Raw genomic sequence first — 16,523 nt, 5'->3', positions numbered from 1 at the left:
CTACTCTTCCTTTCCTAAACGATACCCTGTCCCTTTTTTGGTTTGGATGTATTCATCTAAACCAATCTCGCTGACTTTTTTCCTTAATCGTGCCATATTGACTGACAATGTGTTGCCATCTACAAACGCTTCATTTTCCCAGAGCTTCTCCATAATCAGCTCCTTAGCAACGACCTTTTCCGGCTGTTGAAAAAGCAATCCCAATATTTTTGTTTCATTCATCGTCACTGGAATACACTGGTCTAGTCGACACACCTCGAAGGCTTCCAAATCCAAGAGATAATCTCCATAGCTCAATGTCCGCTTATCCGTGAATCCTGGGTTTCTTCTCAAAATCGCTTGAATTTTTGCGACAAGTACTTCTAGGTCAAAGGGTTTCGGAATAAAATCATCCCCTCCCATGTTCATTGCCATCACGATATTCATGTTGTCACTGGCAGAAGAAAGAAACACAATCGGAACCTCTGATTGCTTGCGGATTTCATTACACCAGTGATAGCCGTTGTAAAATGGCAGCGAAATATCTAAAATCACCAAATCTGGCTGAAATGCATCAAAAGCTGCTAATACATGCTGAAAGTCAGTAGCGGCCTGTACTTCAAAATTCCATTTTTCTAAAAAAGCCGCTACTGTTTCGACGATTCGGCTGTCATCCTCTACAATAAATATTTTCTTCATTCGTTGTTTCTCCTTTGTCTCATACTCAACTACGTCTTTTTCAGTTTACCACACGGGTCGATCGTTACAATAAAAAATCAAGATACAAAGGAATCATTTCAGTCTCCCTTACCTTGATTAGAAAATAAATGGTGCGCTGAATACACTCCAGCAGCATCTAAAAAAGCTATAGCAAATCAATAAATTCTCTGCATTTTTTTCTCATCTTTTGCCGACAAGTAACAGCCCTTCTGTACTTAATTCCTTTGCCACTCGCCCTCTTCCATATATACCCGATTCGTTTCCTTTTGAAAGTCTGTCACAGCCTCCGTTCCCCACTGCGGATAATCCGTGACCAGCCCCAGAACACCTAAATCAAGCAGCTGTCTCATGCTTTCCTGTTGATTGACCGTCCAAACATAGACAGGCAGCCAAGCTCTGCGGAACTCCATTAAGTTCTCTCTCGTTGCCATCCATTCTTCGATGAAAACAAAATCGATTTTCATTGTTCGAATCACAGCCGGATCAAGTACACCCATGCCACCGAATATGCAATACCCACTGATCGTCTCAGGATGCTTCGTGTTCATCTCTTCAACCAGCTTATACTCTAAGGATAAAAAGATCGATTCTTCTAGTAGACCGTGTTTCTTTAGTACAGCTGCCACTTCATCGACTAGGTTTTTCTTTTCATGACCATGCCGTTTCAATTCAACGGCCAACTTTATTTTCCCTTTGGTCAACTGAATCATTTCTTCAAGTGTCGGGATCTCTCCCTCCAAACCATTTTGCTTCAATACTATTGTACTCAGCTCTTCAGCCGTCATTTCGTGAACAGAGGAACTCTTACCAGCAAGCCTACTCAAGGAATCATCATGTATGACCATTGGAATGCCATCGGAGGATAGCAAAATATCGATTTCTGCATACTCTGCTCCCGTATCGATCGCCCCTTGCACAGCAGCAAGTGAGTTTTCAACCCCAGCCACACTGCCTCGATGTCCGATCACGATCGGCTCATGTAGATCTTCGCCGCTCGCTACCATCCGGTACAAAGACACTCCCATAGGAAAAGCAATCAAAACAGAGAAAAAAATCACTGTTTTTCTTCTTTTACCTATTTTCTTTCCAGCACTCACTAAAGAATCTTGGGCATCAGCCAGTTTATCGTCTACTATCTGTTCCATTGTTGGATCGATCACTTGCTGATTCTTAGGTGTATAGAACATCACAACGACTGAAAGCAATAACGGCATCAAAATAATTTTACCCACATAATAAAACAAAAATATCAGCCCAAAACCAATCGATGGGAATGACAATCGATACATCTGATAAACAGATTCAAACGTGACAGTTGTGGAATGAAGGGCACGTAAAAATACCTCTCGCGGCAGCCAATCTACCACAAGCCAGACCACACCATATAATAAGAAAGGCTTATACACCTGTCGTTTGTTCATCCAAACATAGTTGATGCCCTTTTTGAATGCTTTAAAAAAGCGCCACTTTTCCAAAACCATCATCGGAATCGTATAAATCGTCAAGAAAAAGAACAGCGTTATCCCTCCATAAATAAGAAAAATGACAAGGCCGCCCCAGTTATTTTTGGTAATCTCTCCAGTGATAAAATTAGGAATTTGAAAACGAGAAAATAGCGCACTACTTAAACCCATCCCAGAAATCGGCAGAAAAATAAATACATAGACAAAATAACCAATAACACCGATTCCCTTCATACTGGAAATGGTGGTCAATGCCTTTCTGAACGCCGAACGAAGAGACAGCAGCTCGCCTTGTTTTAAATATTGACTCAAGAGGATGATGACTGAAAATTCCAAATATGCCGCATACGATGCAATCCCAATAATCAAAAGCACAGCCAAAATAGCCTGTGGTGTAGAGAAAAATGACACCATATCTGTATTAAACAAGACCTGATAGCCTGTAGTTTGTAGTGCCATAAAAAATATAAAATTGGTCAATGGCTGTAAAATGAGTCGATGTACCACATTCACCAGTAGCATAAATAACGCAAGCTGGCCAACCCCTCTCATGAATAATTGCTTATTTTGTTTGATATTCATTGTTTCCCCTACCTTTTCGTCCCTGTTTTATAACAAACGTTTTCTTAATAAATAGTATAACTTATTTCACAGGCTATGATGAGATAAAATTTACGATAAACTCTATATTGAACATTCATCAACAAACATATTTCCAGACAAAACACAGTCACCATTTTTTATACTTACTACAACGCATCACAATCAACCGATTTTTAGTCATATAATTAAAACAAAATCCAATTTATATATTAACATATGTTTTATTTTATGTTAGAATTACATTGTAAAAAGTAAGGAGGGTATGAAAAATGTGGATTGATATCGTTCAATATTGGTTAACTGTAACGTCTAACTTCTTCAACTTATTTAGATAAGAGCGAAGGAACATGCTAGAAACAAACTAAAGCCCTATGGATAAGACAGTATCTGGTCTTATCCATTTTTTTATATTTCAAAAAAATGGCATTTTGTACCAACGACAAAAGCATTGCTCCTACTTCCTCTTTTAACAGTTATTTCCCTATGCTATAATATCCCTTCAAGGAAACGCTTGCTGATTTATCATCTTTATTATGGTTGAACAGCATTTGGCACTTTGAGCATTAAAATCTAGCGTACTACGCACAACAAAGGGAGAGAGTTCAATGAAGAAAAAGTGGTTATGGTTAGTAGGGGTTGTTTTAATTACCTTAGCAGGTTGTGCTTCCAGCACGGCGGAGGAGATCGAAATAAATGATGATAAGATCCCATCCGTTTACAAAGTAATTGGGGAAAAGAAGATCACCGGTACAAACAGCAGCATCAAAGACGATGTGCGCACAACGGAAATCACCTACAAGAAAGGCAGCATCAGTGAAGAAGAATTAGTGGAGTACATGACGTACTTAGTCGAAGAGGAAGGCTTTATTCCTACGCTTGATACCCAAGAACAAGGCGGAAAACTGACGAATCAATTGGGTGTTGATTCTGCAACGGACGAACACATCGTACTTGTCGATCTGACCTGCTCAACAGATTTTAAAGGGGAAACGGTCATCACTTACCGTTCCGGACCAGGAAAAATCACAAAAAATGACGAGTAACTAACATAATTAAAAAACGATCGGCCCGTAACTGTGCTTGTCCTATTCGTTAGGATAAGTACAGCTACGGGCCGATGCTACTTTAATCTTCTTATTTAAACACTTCTGGATAGAGTAATTTAAGAACATCCATCGTCAGAGGTCTTCCCGTTCCGGAATACGGATAAATGTGCATATGCATGGCTGGATTGAAGTTCGCTTCAATAATTCCATAATTCGGTATTTCCTTATTTGCCGGTATCGTTTTATCCGGAATAATCAAATCGATGCCGCAAATCTTAGCGCCTAATGCTGCTACCGCATCTACCGCCAACTTTTTATAGCTTTCATCAAATTGATCGGTCACATCGATCGAATCTCCTCCCGTACTGATATTGGAGTTCTCTCTTAGATAAACAATCTGATCCTTTGCAGGTATTGAATGAATCATCAACCCTTGCTCCTTCAACATCAGACGTTCCAATTCACCAAGCTGAATCAGCTCAAGCGGCGCTCGATGGTTGCTGCCGCGCAACGGATGCGTATTCTTTTCAGCTACCAACTCTTCAACAGTGTGAACCCCGTCACCGACAACATTAGCCGGTATTCTCAATAAGATGGCTTTTACTTCATTATCAAGCACGAAGAAGCGATATTCCGTCCCCACCAGAAACTCTTCAATCAAGATGGACGTGTCCTCCTTGAAGGCTAGCGATAAAGCCTCAATATAATCCTTGCCAGACGCACCGTCCTTGAAAATGGAGATTCCTACACCATAGTTTGTTGATTTCGGCTTGACCACGAACGCCCGATTTTCATATTTCAAATACGCGCGCTCTGCTTCTTCCAGTGAAGTAAACTCATCACCTTCAGGCACACGAAAGCCTGCTTCCTTCAAAACTTTTTTTGTCACCGTTTTATTTTCCATAATCAACGGCACAATATACGTATCCAAGCTTGTCATATTGGCATTCTTCACATACTCTACATGGTTCTGGTACTTCAGCTTCAAAAACTGTTCATTTTCGTCCAGTATTTCCACTTCCAGCCCTTTTTGAATCGCATCAAATAGGAATAATTGTGTGGAAAGCTCCATACGGCGAAAGCCTGCTAGCTGATAAGGGCGCTCGAATGCAATCCCCTGATATTCCTTCCCATAAACGATGCCCAGTTCGGTATTTGAATTGGCCTCAATGATTGTCCACATCTTACCGGAAATTGTCATTTCAGGCATTCTCAGCTGCTCCTGATAGGTCGTCAGCAATTCCTTCTGACCGTAAATCCCCAGCTCGGTCACCATCTCCATCATTTCAGAAAAAACTCGATCGCCTTCTGCCTGCAATGCAATTTGGGCAAACGGATGACTTAGCGCAATCTGCTCATTCAACAGCTCGCCTGTCGCTACCCACTCGTCCGCCTTTTCTTTTTCATCAGTCCATAGCAAAAACAGCATGAATAAATGCATGAATTGCATCGTGTCTTCATCAATTCCCATAGGAGCAAATGGATTCAAATCAAGATTTCTTAACTCGATATAGCGAATGCCCTTCTTAGGAAGATCCGCCATACATTTGCCGCCGCGCAAACGAACAGGTGCGTAAAATTCTTTTTCCTCGGATAAGACGCCATTTTCCACCATCGTCTGAATATCCTCTGTATACTTCTCTAGTGAAACATAGGAAACTTTCACATCTTCACGGTTACGATACCCAAATGAACTGTTACGAATACTTCGAAGCGGTTCTGTCGGTCGATTTTCCTTATCGGTGAAATAACCCCATTCACTAACCGGTGATGCCCCAAATAAATAGGTAATTAGCCAACGGTAACGTAGATAGTTGCGCGCAGCTTTCATATACAGAACATTCTTGAATGCTTCAAGCGTTGTGTACGCTTCTTGCGAGTGGTATAAACGCGCCATCAATTCTTCTCCGTACTCAAAGTTAAAATGAATACCACTGACCATCTGTTTTCTTTTTCCATACTCGCGAGCCAAGTAACGTCGATAAAGCACATCCTCATATTTATCCAATTTTGCAATTTTGATATCTCGGTCATTTTCAGGCAATCTCGGCGGCATACTTAACGGCCAAAGCATCTCACCATTTCCAATAGATCGAATCGCTACATCATGAACAGCGGCCAAATACCGCAGGGTTTCGATAATTGAATCCCCTACTGGTGTAATCAACTCTATCTGTGTTTCGCTAAAATCAGTTTGAATATAGGGATGGAACGAACGATTCCCTAATATGCTTGGGTGATCTGTTTTGGCAAGTGCGCCATCTAACGTCACTCTTTGACTTTCTTTTTCTAATCCAAAACGAGCAGACATCGCATAAGGACGGACGTCCGTTTTACTCAATAACTCTTTTATATTTATATTCATTCACTTTCGCCTTTCTGTCTGTCGAATAATTCACATCACTTACTATTATATAGAATAATGGCTAGAAAGAGAATCTTTCTGTTTAAAAAGAGGGGGGCAAAGTAAAAATCTAAGATAAAAACAAGCTATATCTAGCATTCAAAGTTGCTACTCTCCCGCTTCTCCTCTATAGTGTTGTCCTCCTTTAACAGTGAACAAAGAAAGAGTGCAAAAAAAGAATCCAAGACTTCAACTGATTCCTTAGATTCCCTCTTGCACTCTCCATTAATTTGTTCATTTTACCCTTTTCTCCGACGGGCAAATTCGATAAAGCGGAATTTATCCAGTCGGTGAATCGATTCCGTGTATTCAAAGCAAGTTGTATCTTCTAAATAAACCAGGCTTCGAACGACAACAACATGGCTATCACCATGCAACGTCATTAATTCTTGCATTTCCTGTGTTACCGGCTCTACGGTAATTTCTTTCTGCGCATAGGAAATCGCCAACTTCAGATCATTTTCAAAATACTCATAAATCGAATCCTGCGCTCTTTCCTCCGGCAGTTCAGGAACAACTGATTGCAACAAATAGTCCTTGTCCAAAATGGCGATTTCGCCATCGATCTTACGCTGACGAATCAGCTTCCAGGCCATTTCTCCCACCGTCCAAGCCGTCTTCTCATTCAGCTTCTCAGTAACCGGCACTTCCTCCAGCACACGAACAATCGTCTCACTCGGAATACGCTGTGTTTCCTGCAATTCTTTATAGCTCGTCAAGCCGGCAATAGGAAAATCAAAACGGTTCAAATCTAGAACGATCGAGCCTTTCCCCTGCTTCTTTTGTATATAGCCTGCGTTCAACAGTAAATTCAACGCCTTACGAATGGTTTCTCTGGAAACCCCGTAAACTTGAATCAACTGATTCTCACTCGGCAAAAGAGTGTGTGCCGGATATTCCCCTGCCAAGATTTTCTTCTCCAAATCCAGAAAAATCTCATTAAATTTATTCATCACTATCTCCTACCTCCGTCGATAGTTATTATAATGTCTCCTAAATCAAACTGCAACCTTTCCTAAAGCGGTTACTTTTTTTCTTTCAAAAAATGGTCAACGAATTCAACTTTGATTTTCCCTATTTTTAGACTGACACAATCAAAAGCAGCGACAAATAAGTTGAAAAGAGCTGTGACATCGGTTTGTCCCAGCTCCCTCATTCATCTATCTATTCTTTTCTATTTTGCCAGCAGCTGGTCAATATCCAGCTCGTCTAGACGGTGAACCAACTGATCCGCGCCTGTTAATGGTCCTTCCGCATCCACACCAACGGCATACATGCCTGCTGCATTGATTGCATCGATCCCAGCCTGTGCATCTTCAAAACCAACCGCTTCCGCTGGCGTGATAGCCAAAGCTTCCGCTGCTTTTAGGAAAATCTCTGGATCAGGTTTTCCTTTTGCTAAGCTATCCGGATCAACAATATAACGAAAATCTTCCAATACACCTAGCTTCGCTAAAATGACTGGTGCATTTTTTGAAGCAGACGCTAAAGCGCACGGAATTTCTTTGGCTTTCGCTTGCGCCATAAATTCTTTTACACCCGGAAGCAAATCATCCGGTGTAAGGGATTCTAGTAATTCAACATAGTGATCGTTTTTCTTTTCTGCCATCTGCTCTTTTTCCGACTGGGAAAACGCATCTGCTTTTCCACCAAATGCCAAAATACGATCCAAGGAATCCATCCGACTGATCCCCTTCAGCTGCTCGTTGAACACTACGTCAATAGTGATGCCGATTGATTCAGCCAAATCCTTCCACGCAAGATAATGATATTTCGCAGTATCAGTAATAACACCATCTAAATCAAATATAAATCCTTTTCTCATTATACGCTGACTCCTCCATAGACTATTTCTTTTGGTTGACCGCCAACCAGAGACACACTTCTGCCGCCGACTGTCAGAGATACCGCTTGATCCGCTTCGATAGAGATTTTTTCTTTATCGATCGTCACTTGATAATGCACATTTCGAATGTTTAAACGGAATGCGAGCTTTTGCCATTTTTCAGGCAGCTGCGGGTGAATTTCTAACGCTTCTTGACGAATATCGATGCCTGCAAAAGTTGTCAACGTGATAAACAGAGTTGCCGCCATAACGCCGGCATGAATACCTTCAGCTGTTGTTCCTCCTTGAATATCCTGGTAGTCAGAGTACAACGCTTGTTGATACAGCTTCCAAGACAAATCTTTATCTTCCACGATCGAAGCCAACTGAGCATGGACGATACGAGACAAGGTAGAGCCGTGAGAGGTTCTGGACAGGTAATAGTCCAAATTCTTTTCCAGATAATCCTCCGGCAGTTCATACCCTAAATCAGCTAAAATGCGATCCACTGTTTCTTTTCGGAAATTGTAGAAAATCATCAGACTATCCGCTTGCTTCGCTACTTTATAATCATCTGCACTGTGTCCTTCTGCGCGCAAAATACGATCCATACGATAGATATTGCCATATTTTTCCGTATAATAATCAAAATCGACTTCCTTCAGCTCGAAGTACCCATCATGTTGTGCGATGACCCCTTGTTCGTCGATTGTCAAATTCAACTCTTGTCTGATTTGATTCATTTGAGCCAAATCCTCATTCGTCAACCCAACCTTTTTTTGTACGGCCATCAAATCATCTGCATCATACGATGCATACAACTTTTCGATTTCTTCAAAAAGCCACACTACCATCATATTGGTATACGCATTGTCCGTCAAGCCGCCCTTATCACTGCCGGGATACGCCTCATGGAATTCATCCGGTCCCATCACTCCGGAAATGGAATAGCGTTGCTTTTGCTCATCATATTCCGCAATACTTAGCCAGAATTTACTGATTTCGAGCAGAAGCTCAATCCCATAATGAATCATGAATTCTTTATCTTCTGTATTCATATTGTACAGCCAGACATTATAAGCAACCGCTAAAGAAACATGGCGTTGCAAGCGACTGTGGTCTTCGCCCCACTCTCCGCTGATTGGATTCAAATGCAGTTCTTGTGACTGCTCTGTTCCATCCAAGCCAGATTGCCACGGGAACATCGCTCCTTGATAACCAGCTTTCTGGGCATCTGCCTTCGCTGCCGCCAGTCTATTATAACGATACATCAGGGATTGACGCGCAATCTCCGGAAAATGGATGATATAAAACGGTAGGATAAACAGCTCGTCCCAGAAAATATGCCCTCTATAAGCTTCTCCATGCAATCCTCTAGCTGTGATCGATACATCCAATGATGGATTCGCAACCGGTGACCCGGAAACCAACATATGATACGTGTGGAGGTGTAACATCTTTTCGGACATCATATCTCCCTCAACACTCATTGCCGCTTCTTGCCAATACCCTGCCCAAACAGCTGCCGAAGCCTCGTGAATGGCAGAAAAATCAGCAATCTCAAACTGAGCAAAATTATGATCCTGTTTCGCTTCCTCCGCACGATATACGTGGATGGCCACACTCTTTTCTAACGTATAACTTTGTCCTTCTACAACTGCTAGTTCAACAGATTGAATCACTTTTTCTTCTGTCAATTCTGTCTGGACAGTAGAAATATCCAAATCTGGGCTAAATAGCTGCGCTTCCTGAACAATCGTGATTCCTGAATCTAATGTTTTCGCTATTAGACGACTTTTAGCCCCTTCTGCGGCAGTCTCAAGTACTGTCAAATGCTGATTCGTCAAGCTTCTATAGCGAGCAACATTATAGTTAAATACTGTCCCGTCTGCTTCAGTCAAAAAAGTCACTGATCCGCTGAAATTCAACGGAGTTAGTTGATAAGAAAGGCTATACTCATGCATATCTGCCATGCTCACTACACGTCTGGAAACGATCTCTAGTTGCTTTCCGGAAGCTGATTCAAAAATACCGGTCGCTTGAAAAAGACCATTACGCATATCCAATGTACGTTTAAATGATTTTACTGTCTGCTCCGAAAAAGTCAGGACTTCTCCATCCACAGCTACAGCCAAATATTGTAGATTCGGCGCGTTGACAAAATCTTCATTTTTGATTTCCTGACCTTCAACGGTTGAAACGGCTGTATTATACAATCCTGCAAGATATGTTGCCGGATAAGTATCCTCTGTAATACGCATTTCCGGCGTAGTGCCCCGCAGACCAATAAATCCATTCCCTGTTGTCAGTAATGCCTCAGCTGCATACTCATCTTTTCCTTGACGGAAATCATGATAGACAAGTGTCCAGCTACACTTTTCCCGTTCCAATTGAAGAGCCGCCTCAACAGAATCTACAATCTCTGATGCAAAAATGACTGGTACATTTAAGGTCTCTTCCAATTGGAAACGGAACTTATCTAGCTGTTCAACCTCTATAGAAGTCGCTTCATATTGAATCACACAACCATCTAATCCTTTTTCAGCCAATAACTTAGTTATCTCCTGCACTGCTTCTTTACCATCATAGGAAAAATCAATTTTCTTTGTTTCATTGTCTACACATAGATGTTGTCCATCTATGACTATGTTTATATACTTCATGAGCCGCCTCTCCCTTACTTGTCTATACATGTTCAAAATCATTATACAATTCTTGATTCTTTTTTTCAAGCGTTATCATCATTCTGTTCGGTTGTTTTTTTATACTATATATACAGTCAATCAATTCAATAAAATCAGATAGTAACAAACAAATATTCCCATCCATTTCCACCTCTTTTTACCAATACGTTATTTTTTAGAAATTCAAGCAGAAAAAAACTTTTTATTGTAAAACGCTTGCATTTTTTCTGATTAGCAGTTATTATTAAGTCGAAATAAACAACTTGTGTATACAAGTTAACGAAAGGAGTTTTTCTGATGGGTAAATACACAGCAGATGCAGAACAGCTATTAAAAGATATTGGCGGGAAAGAAAATGTCGCAGCTGTCAGTCATTGTGCCACCCGCATGCGTTTTGTACTAAACGATCCGTCCTTAGCAGATGAGAAAGCAATCGAAAACATTCCAAGTGTCAAGGGGATGTTTACAAATGCCGGACAATTTCAAGTCATTATTGGGAACGATGTGCCATTATTCTTTAACGATTTTTCAGCAGTTTCCGGAATCGACGGAGTATCAAAAGAACAAGGGAAATCAGCAGCAAAACAAAATCTAAACCCCGTTCAACGAGCAATCGGTGTACTGGCGGAAATCTTTACACCAATCATTCCGGCGATTATCGTTGGGGGATTGATTCTAGGCTTCCGAAATGTATTAGAAAGCATCCAGTTCGGTGCGCTTGGCGGACAGACAATTGTTGAATCTTCTCAATTTTGGAGTGGGGTCAACCACTTCTTATGGTTACCTGGTGAAGCGATTTTCCATTTCCTACCTGTAGGAATCACATGGAGTATTGCTAAGAAGATGGGAACGACACAGATTTTGGGGATCGTATTGGGGATTACCTTAGTATCGCCGCAGCTATTGAACGCATATGGCGTAGCAGGAACTGCCGCAGCGGATATTCCATTCTGGGATTTCGGCTTTGCGCAAATCGATATGATTGGGTACCAAGCACAAGTTATACCGGCAATGCTAGCTGGATTCATGTTGGCATATCTGGAAATCTTCTTCCGAAAGATTATTCCTCAAGCCGTTTCAATGATTTTTGTTCCATTTTTCGCGCTGCTGCCAACAATTTTTGCAGCTCACGTGATTTTAGGTCCAATCGGTTGGACGATCGGTAACTTTATCTCTAGCGTTGTTAATACAGGACTGACTTCTGCCTTTAACTGGCTATTTGGTGCCGTCTTTGGGTTCCTATATGCACCTTTGGTAATTACTGGTCTACATCATATGTCGAATGCCATTGATACACAACTGATTGCAGACTTCCAGTCAACGAACCTTTGGCCAATGATCGCTTTGTCAAATATTGCACAGGGATCTGCTGTATTAGGGGTTATCTTCCTACACAGAGGCAATAAAAAAGAGGAACAGATTTCTATTCCTTCTATGATTTCTTGTTATCTAGGTGTAACAGAACCCGCCATGTTCGGAATCAATTTGAAATATGTTTATCCATTTGTCGCAGCCATGATTGGCTCCGGTCTAGCAGGGATGTTCGCTACGTTAATGGGGGTACGTGCCAACGCAATCGGAGTTGGTGGCCTTCCAGGTATTTTGGCCATTCGTGCACAGGATTGGTTATCCTTCATTATCGCAATGGTGATCGCTATTGCCCTACCATTTGTTCTGACCATTTTCTTCCGTAGACAAGGGATTTTCAACAAGGTTGATCCAGTTGATGAAGCAACTGGAGAATTATATGCTGAAGAATTGGCAATGGCTGGGAATGCACCACAAGGTTTTGCTGCAGATACAACAGCAGCACCTACAGCTACCGCCGCTAAAGAAACATTGTTCGCTCCAGCTGACGGAGAAGTCATCACGATTTCCGAAGTAGCTGATCCCGTCTTTTCAAAGAAAATGATGGGCGACGGCTACGCAGTTCGACCAATCAATGAAAAAGTTTATGCGCCGGTTTCCGGAACAATTACAACTATTTTCGAAACAAAGCATGCTATCGGTATCCTGACAGATACAGGTCTTGAAGTACTGGTTCATATCGGATTAGACACAGTTGAGCTGAAAGGCGAACCTTTTAGTCTTCATGTCACTGAAGGTCAGAAAGTCACGCCAGACACATTATTAGCTGATGTCGACTTCGATAAAATAAAAGCAGCCGGTAAAGGAACAGAGGTTGTAGTGGTCCTGACAAACATGGATCATGTAGCAGATGTTTCTATCAACAAAATCGGTTCAGCTGCTAAGAATGATGAAGTTGGACGTGTCACAACAAAATAGCAAAGAAACACAGGTAAGAATCTGATCGTAGATTTCTTTCCTGTGTTTTATTTATTAAAAAAGAGGTTTCAGAGAATCGTGTGGATTATCCGTACTTTATCTTAACCTTATTTTTCATTCTACTCATTTTAAGAAAATACTCTTGTATTTCAACCAACTTCAATCTAAATCATAGCTGCAGCAAGCCTCACTCGCCACATTCAATACCGTCATCACTGCTTCTTTACCTATTTCCATCCAATCGGATCCACAAGCGGCCTTCTACTCCTAAAAAGTTCACTTGCTTCATGGATCGCTAAAGATTTCAGAAAAGACCAGAAGCCATTTTACCTACTGAATTGCCCCTCTCCTTTTGAAGGCAACTCAGATAGATAAATCATTCAATCCACATTCTCTGTTCCCTCTTTTTTACCAATTTTTTGAAGAACCTGCCACTAAGAGCTACGCCCCCTGTTCCTCATTGCCAATCAAGCAAGTAATTACTTCTCTACCAATGTCTGCAGTGACGTCAATGAATGCTCTTTTCGAATCACCAACATACTCATTGACTGCATCCATTCAAACAGCAACATTTCTAATTGCTTTTACTCATTGATTGTATTTCATCTATAGTAATGAAGCAGCATTATCGCAACTCTTCCTCGATAAGATACTTCTAGCCTTTTCTTCCAGCAAGTCTTCGTGTAATAATTAGCACTCCCGCAACTAGCACGGCTAGCCCACCAACAATCGAAAGGGCCAGATTCACAGTTGTACCTGTCTTAGGAAATCCTTTTTTACCATCCGGCTTTGTTGCTGCCTTTTCCACAGATGTCGTGGTCGTCTCACTTGTCGGTGCTTCCGGAATCGTGTACTCAACATTCTCACTGTATACACCATCTAAATAGGCACCTATACGAATCACCGTTCCTGGTTTGAACTCTTCTTTTATTTCAAAATTTCCATTTGCATCTGCCTGAAACATCCCTTGACCCCCATCAACAATCGACGCATAAACTGTTGCATTTGGAGCCGTCTTTCCAGTTAGTTTCTTTGCTGCGTGATCATAATACACATCTCTTATTTTCAACGCGTTCATAACATCTTCAGAAGGAATCATAAAGCTGAATGGTTCCCCTTTACTTCCTGCGCTGTCCTGAGCTGTCAGAACGACCTCTGTACCTGGTTTAAACTGATCGGTCACACTGAACTGACCATATTCGTCTACTTTGACCATCCCTTGACCACCAGTACTTGGAAGATAGGTATAAACTGTTGCATTTGGAGCCGTTAAACCATGAATTGTCTTTGTCTTAATATCGTAGGTAACATTCACAATATTCAACGATACGTTCACTTTCTTCTTCACTACTTCAATATCATATGGAGCGCTTGTTCTCCCATTTAGATATGCTTCAAAGCGATTCACTCCAGCCATCGAGTTAATACACGTGAAGTTACCGTCAGCGTCTGCAACAAATACCCCACCATTTGAATTGCCAGTATCTACATGGACAACCATCACATGTGCATTCGGCTCTGTTTTTCCAGTAATCTGATCCTTCTCTTCATCATAGATGACATCCCAGATCTTCAATTCATTCGCTGCATCGTTTTCCGTTTTTTTCGTTGTGTCAGCTTCATCAGTTTCTTTCATCTCATTTCCTTGAACATTCTGAGTTCCAGCGCCACCCTCTGTTTCTTCTACTGCTTTTAGCTCATCTGTCTGCCCACCAGTTCCCTCATTATTCACGACCTCAGACTGCTCGCTGCTGTTCACTGTTGATTCCGCCATCACTTGACACGGAGCAACCATACTCATACTTAGCAATAACCCAATACCCAAAATCCACTTTTTTTTCATTTTGAACTCTCCTCTCTGAACTATATTACTTAAAAGAAATTTTTGTAACAAAACAGAAATAAAAAACATGATGGCTTCTTTTAATTTCATTATTCCTATAAACTAACCTATTTTTCTAAAGATACTATCGAAATTCTTACTCAACATAACTCACTTCAAGCTCAGAGCCAATGTGTCCATATTAGCCAATTCCATCCTATAAAATAGCCTCATATTGTTACTACATAAAAACTGACCAAAATACTCCACCCAACAATCTTACTCTTTCATCTAATCCCTTTATATTAACGAAACAACTAAGTCACTCTTTCGAAATAATTGTAACACAAATGAAATATAATAAACAGACATAGTTTTTTCTTAATGTTTTCTTAATTTTTAGATGATATTGATTTTTCAAGTAATCATCTAAATAAAGAACCATTGACAACTGGAGAGCTTGCTATTTCTTAATTTACATAGTCTACTGTTTAGCGGAGAAATCATTATTAATGGAGAGGTGGCTTCTTAATCGTGAATGTTTACATTACGCATTGCTTAGATTAAGACGAGAAAACAAAAAAACACCGGAAAACCGATGCTTTCATGCATATTACATGTTGTTTAGATTAAAACACTTTGAAAATACGTTCTTGGCTTTTGATGTAAGAATTTACATTACACGTTGTTTAGATTAAGACCGGAAAAACCTTATTTAATTATCAGGTTTCAAATAAATTTACATTACACGTTGTTTAGATTAAGACAATCGAGCTTGGCGATTTCTAAGGAGGGATGGCAAGATTTACATTACACGTTGTTTAGATTAAGACGTCTCGCCGGCAACAAGAACTGAACGACGGTCTACATTTACATTACACGTTGTTTAGATTAAGACGATTGATCGACCATCCCACAGAGTCCCTTGAAAATCATTTACATTACACGTTGTTTAGATTAAGACATAAAGTCAGCAATTCCTTGATGGTTGCTGCTATAATTTACATTACACGTTGTTTAGATTAAGACGAGAACAGGCGAGTGTAATGAACATGTCTAAGGAACATTTACATTACACGTTGTTTAGATTAAGACATTCTCAATATCTACTTTGTTACAATACTTACACTCATTTACATTACACGTTGTTTAGATTAAGACGCTATCTCACTTGAAATGTCAGGGTACAATGAGGAATTTACATTACACGTTGTTTAGATTAAGACCCACCCTATTTTAGCCCTTGCTACATAAGGGTTTGTAGAGGGTATTCTGTCGACCCCATACTTTTCACTTCTCATACGAATCATTTTACGGGACAAAACTATAGAAAGTCAATAACCACGGGATTTTTTCTATCTGTCGATCTCCCAGTCTTTTTACATTACCACAGGTCGACAGATAGATTTTTTAGAAGAAATTGGAAGTCAAATCATCTTCTGCTCCCCAAAACTCTTTTTCCAACCAACGTTTATTACGGCTCTTAAAAACGATGATAGAATCAGTATCTGTTCTGATCCATTCAGCTAACTCAGCTTCTAGTTGTTTCAATAAACCCAAACTAAGCTCCCCCTCAAACACAGACTTTTGTACATGTGAGAGATACTTTTTACAGATTTTGAAAACATTACGAGATACTCGTGCTCCCTTATTCTCTAAAGGAATGTCATAAATCAAGATAATATACATGG

At 40.6% G+C, this 16,523-nt stretch carries 10 protein-coding genes and 1 CRISPR repeat array; of the genes, 2 read left to right on the top strand and 8 right to left on the bottom strand.

The window, feature by feature from the left end; translation table 11 throughout:
- Both A5888_RS13770 and A5888_RS13765 read right to left on the bottom strand, forming a co-directional pair.
- On the bottom strand, window positions 1–678 hold the full coding sequence (locus A5888_RS13770; protein ID WP_086348605.1) for a response regulator transcription factor: 678 nt from the start codon (window positions 676–678) through the stop codon (window positions 1–3).
- A 236-nt stretch (window positions 679–914) separates the two neighbouring features.
- Complete coding sequence (locus A5888_RS13765; RefSeq protein WP_086348604.1) at window positions 915–2,744, bottom strand: glycerophosphoryl diester phosphodiesterase membrane domain-containing protein; 1,830 nt, start codon at window positions 2,742–2,744, stop codon at window positions 915–917.
- Window positions 2,745–3,370: 626 nt separating this feature from the next.
- Between A5888_RS13765 and A5888_RS13760 the strand changes: the two genes are divergently transcribed.
- Window positions 3,371–3,808 (top strand): hypothetical protein, encoded by a 438-nt coding sequence (locus A5888_RS13760; protein ID WP_086348603.1) that lies wholly within the window; start codon window positions 3,371–3,373, stop codon window positions 3,806–3,808.
- 91 nt (window positions 3,809–3,899) lie between these two features.
- Here the strand turns inward: A5888_RS13760 and gshAB are convergent, their stop codons facing one another.
- From gshAB to A5888_RS13740, 4 genes are all read right to left on the bottom strand, one after another.
- Complete coding sequence (gshAB, locus tag A5888_RS13755) at window positions 3,900–6,170, bottom strand: bifunctional glutamate--cysteine ligase GshA/glutathione synthetase GshB (RefSeq protein ID WP_086348917.1); 2,271 nt, start codon at window positions 6,168–6,170, stop codon at window positions 3,900–3,902.
- Between the two features lie 284 nt (window positions 6,171–6,454).
- Complete coding sequence (gene treR / locus A5888_RS13750; protein WP_086348602.1) at window positions 6,455–7,168, bottom strand: trehalose operon repressor; 714 nt, start codon at window positions 7,166–7,168, stop codon at window positions 6,455–6,457.
- A 221-nt stretch (window positions 7,169–7,389) separates the two neighbouring features.
- Entirely contained in the window at window positions 7,390–8,040 is a 651-nt protein-coding gene (pgmB, locus tag A5888_RS13745; RefSeq protein WP_086348601.1) for a beta-phosphoglucomutase, read from the bottom strand.
- Window positions 8,040–10,703 carry a glycosyl hydrolase family 65 protein gene (locus A5888_RS13740; RefSeq protein WP_086348600.1) on the bottom strand — a complete coding sequence of 888 codons (2,664 nt, stop codon included), beginning with the start codon at window positions 10,701–10,703 and terminating at the stop codon, window positions 8,040–8,042. The genes pgmB and A5888_RS13740 overlap by 1 nt, the downstream gene beginning before the upstream one ends.
- A 318-nt stretch (window positions 10,704–11,021) precedes the next feature.
- On the opposite strand from A5888_RS13740, the gene treP reads away from it, so the two are divergent.
- On the top strand, window positions 11,022–13,010 hold the full coding sequence (gene treP / locus A5888_RS13735; RefSeq protein WP_086348599.1) for a PTS system trehalose-specific EIIBC component: 1,989 nt from the start codon (window positions 11,022–11,024) through the stop codon (window positions 13,008–13,010).
- 655 nt (window positions 13,011–13,665) lie between these two features.
- On the opposite strand, the gene A5888_RS13730 is transcribed toward treP, so the two are convergent.
- Both A5888_RS13730 and cas2 read right to left on the bottom strand, forming a co-directional pair.
- Window positions 13,666–14,853: an LPXTG cell wall anchor domain-containing protein gene (locus A5888_RS13730; protein WP_086348598.1), complete on the bottom strand. Its 1,188-nt coding sequence runs from the start codon at window positions 14,851–14,853 to the stop codon at window positions 13,666–13,668.
- Between the two features lie 519 nt (window positions 14,854–15,372).
- A CRISPR array of direct repeats spans window positions 15,373–16,058; the repeat unit is 30 nt; unit sequence ATTTACATTACACGTTGTTTAGATTAAGAC.
- Window positions 16,059–16,242: 184 nt separating this feature from the next.
- Window positions 16,243–16,521 (bottom strand): CRISPR-associated endonuclease Cas2, encoded by a 279-nt coding sequence (gene cas2 / locus A5888_RS13725; RefSeq protein WP_086348597.1) that lies wholly within the window; start codon window positions 16,519–16,521, stop codon window positions 16,243–16,245.
- Between the last annotated feature and the right edge of the window lie 2 nt (window positions 16,522–16,523).

This window comes from Enterococcus sp. 9E7_DIV0242 (assembly GCF_002140975.2).
GTDB lineage: Bacteria > Bacillota > Bacilli > Lactobacillales > Enterococcaceae > Enterococcus_L > Enterococcus_L clewellii.
This window is presented reverse-complemented; position numbering and strand designations above follow the sequence as displayed.

What these genes read in the sequence shown, in the direction of transcription:
- A5888_RS13770 (WP_086348605.1), bottom strand. Translation starts at nt 678, where the DNA reads ATGAAGAAAATATTTATTGTAGAGGATGACAGCCGAATCGTCGAAACA.
- A5888_RS13765 (WP_086348604.1), bottom strand. Translation starts at nt 2,744, where the DNA reads ATGAATATCAAACAAAATAAGCAATTATTCATGAGAGGGGTTGGCCAG.
- A5888_RS13760 (WP_086348603.1), top strand. Translation starts at nt 3,371, where the DNA reads ATGAAGAAAAAGTGGTTATGGTTAGTAGGGGTTGTTTTAATTACCTTA.
- treR (WP_086348602.1), bottom strand. Translation starts at nt 7,168, where the DNA reads ATGAATAAATTTAATGAGATTTTTCTGGATTTGGAGAAGAAAATCTTG.
- pgmB (WP_086348601.1), bottom strand. Translation starts at nt 8,040, where the DNA reads ATGAGAAAAGGATTTATATTTGATTTAGATGGTGTTATTACTGATACT.
- A5888_RS13740 (WP_086348600.1), bottom strand. Translation starts at nt 10,703, where the DNA reads ATGAAGTATATAAACATAGTCATAGATGGACAACATCTATGTGTAGAC.
- treP (WP_086348599.1), top strand. Translation starts at nt 11,022, where the DNA reads ATGGGTAAATACACAGCAGATGCAGAACAGCTATTAAAAGATATTGGC.
- A5888_RS13730 (WP_086348598.1), bottom strand. Translation starts at nt 14,853, where the DNA reads ATGAAAAAAAAGTGGATTTTGGGTATTGGGTTATTGCTAAGTATGAGT.
- cas2 (WP_086348597.1), bottom strand. Translation starts at nt 16,521, where the DNA reads ATGTATATTATCTTGATTTATGACATTCCTTTAGAGAATAAGGGAGCA.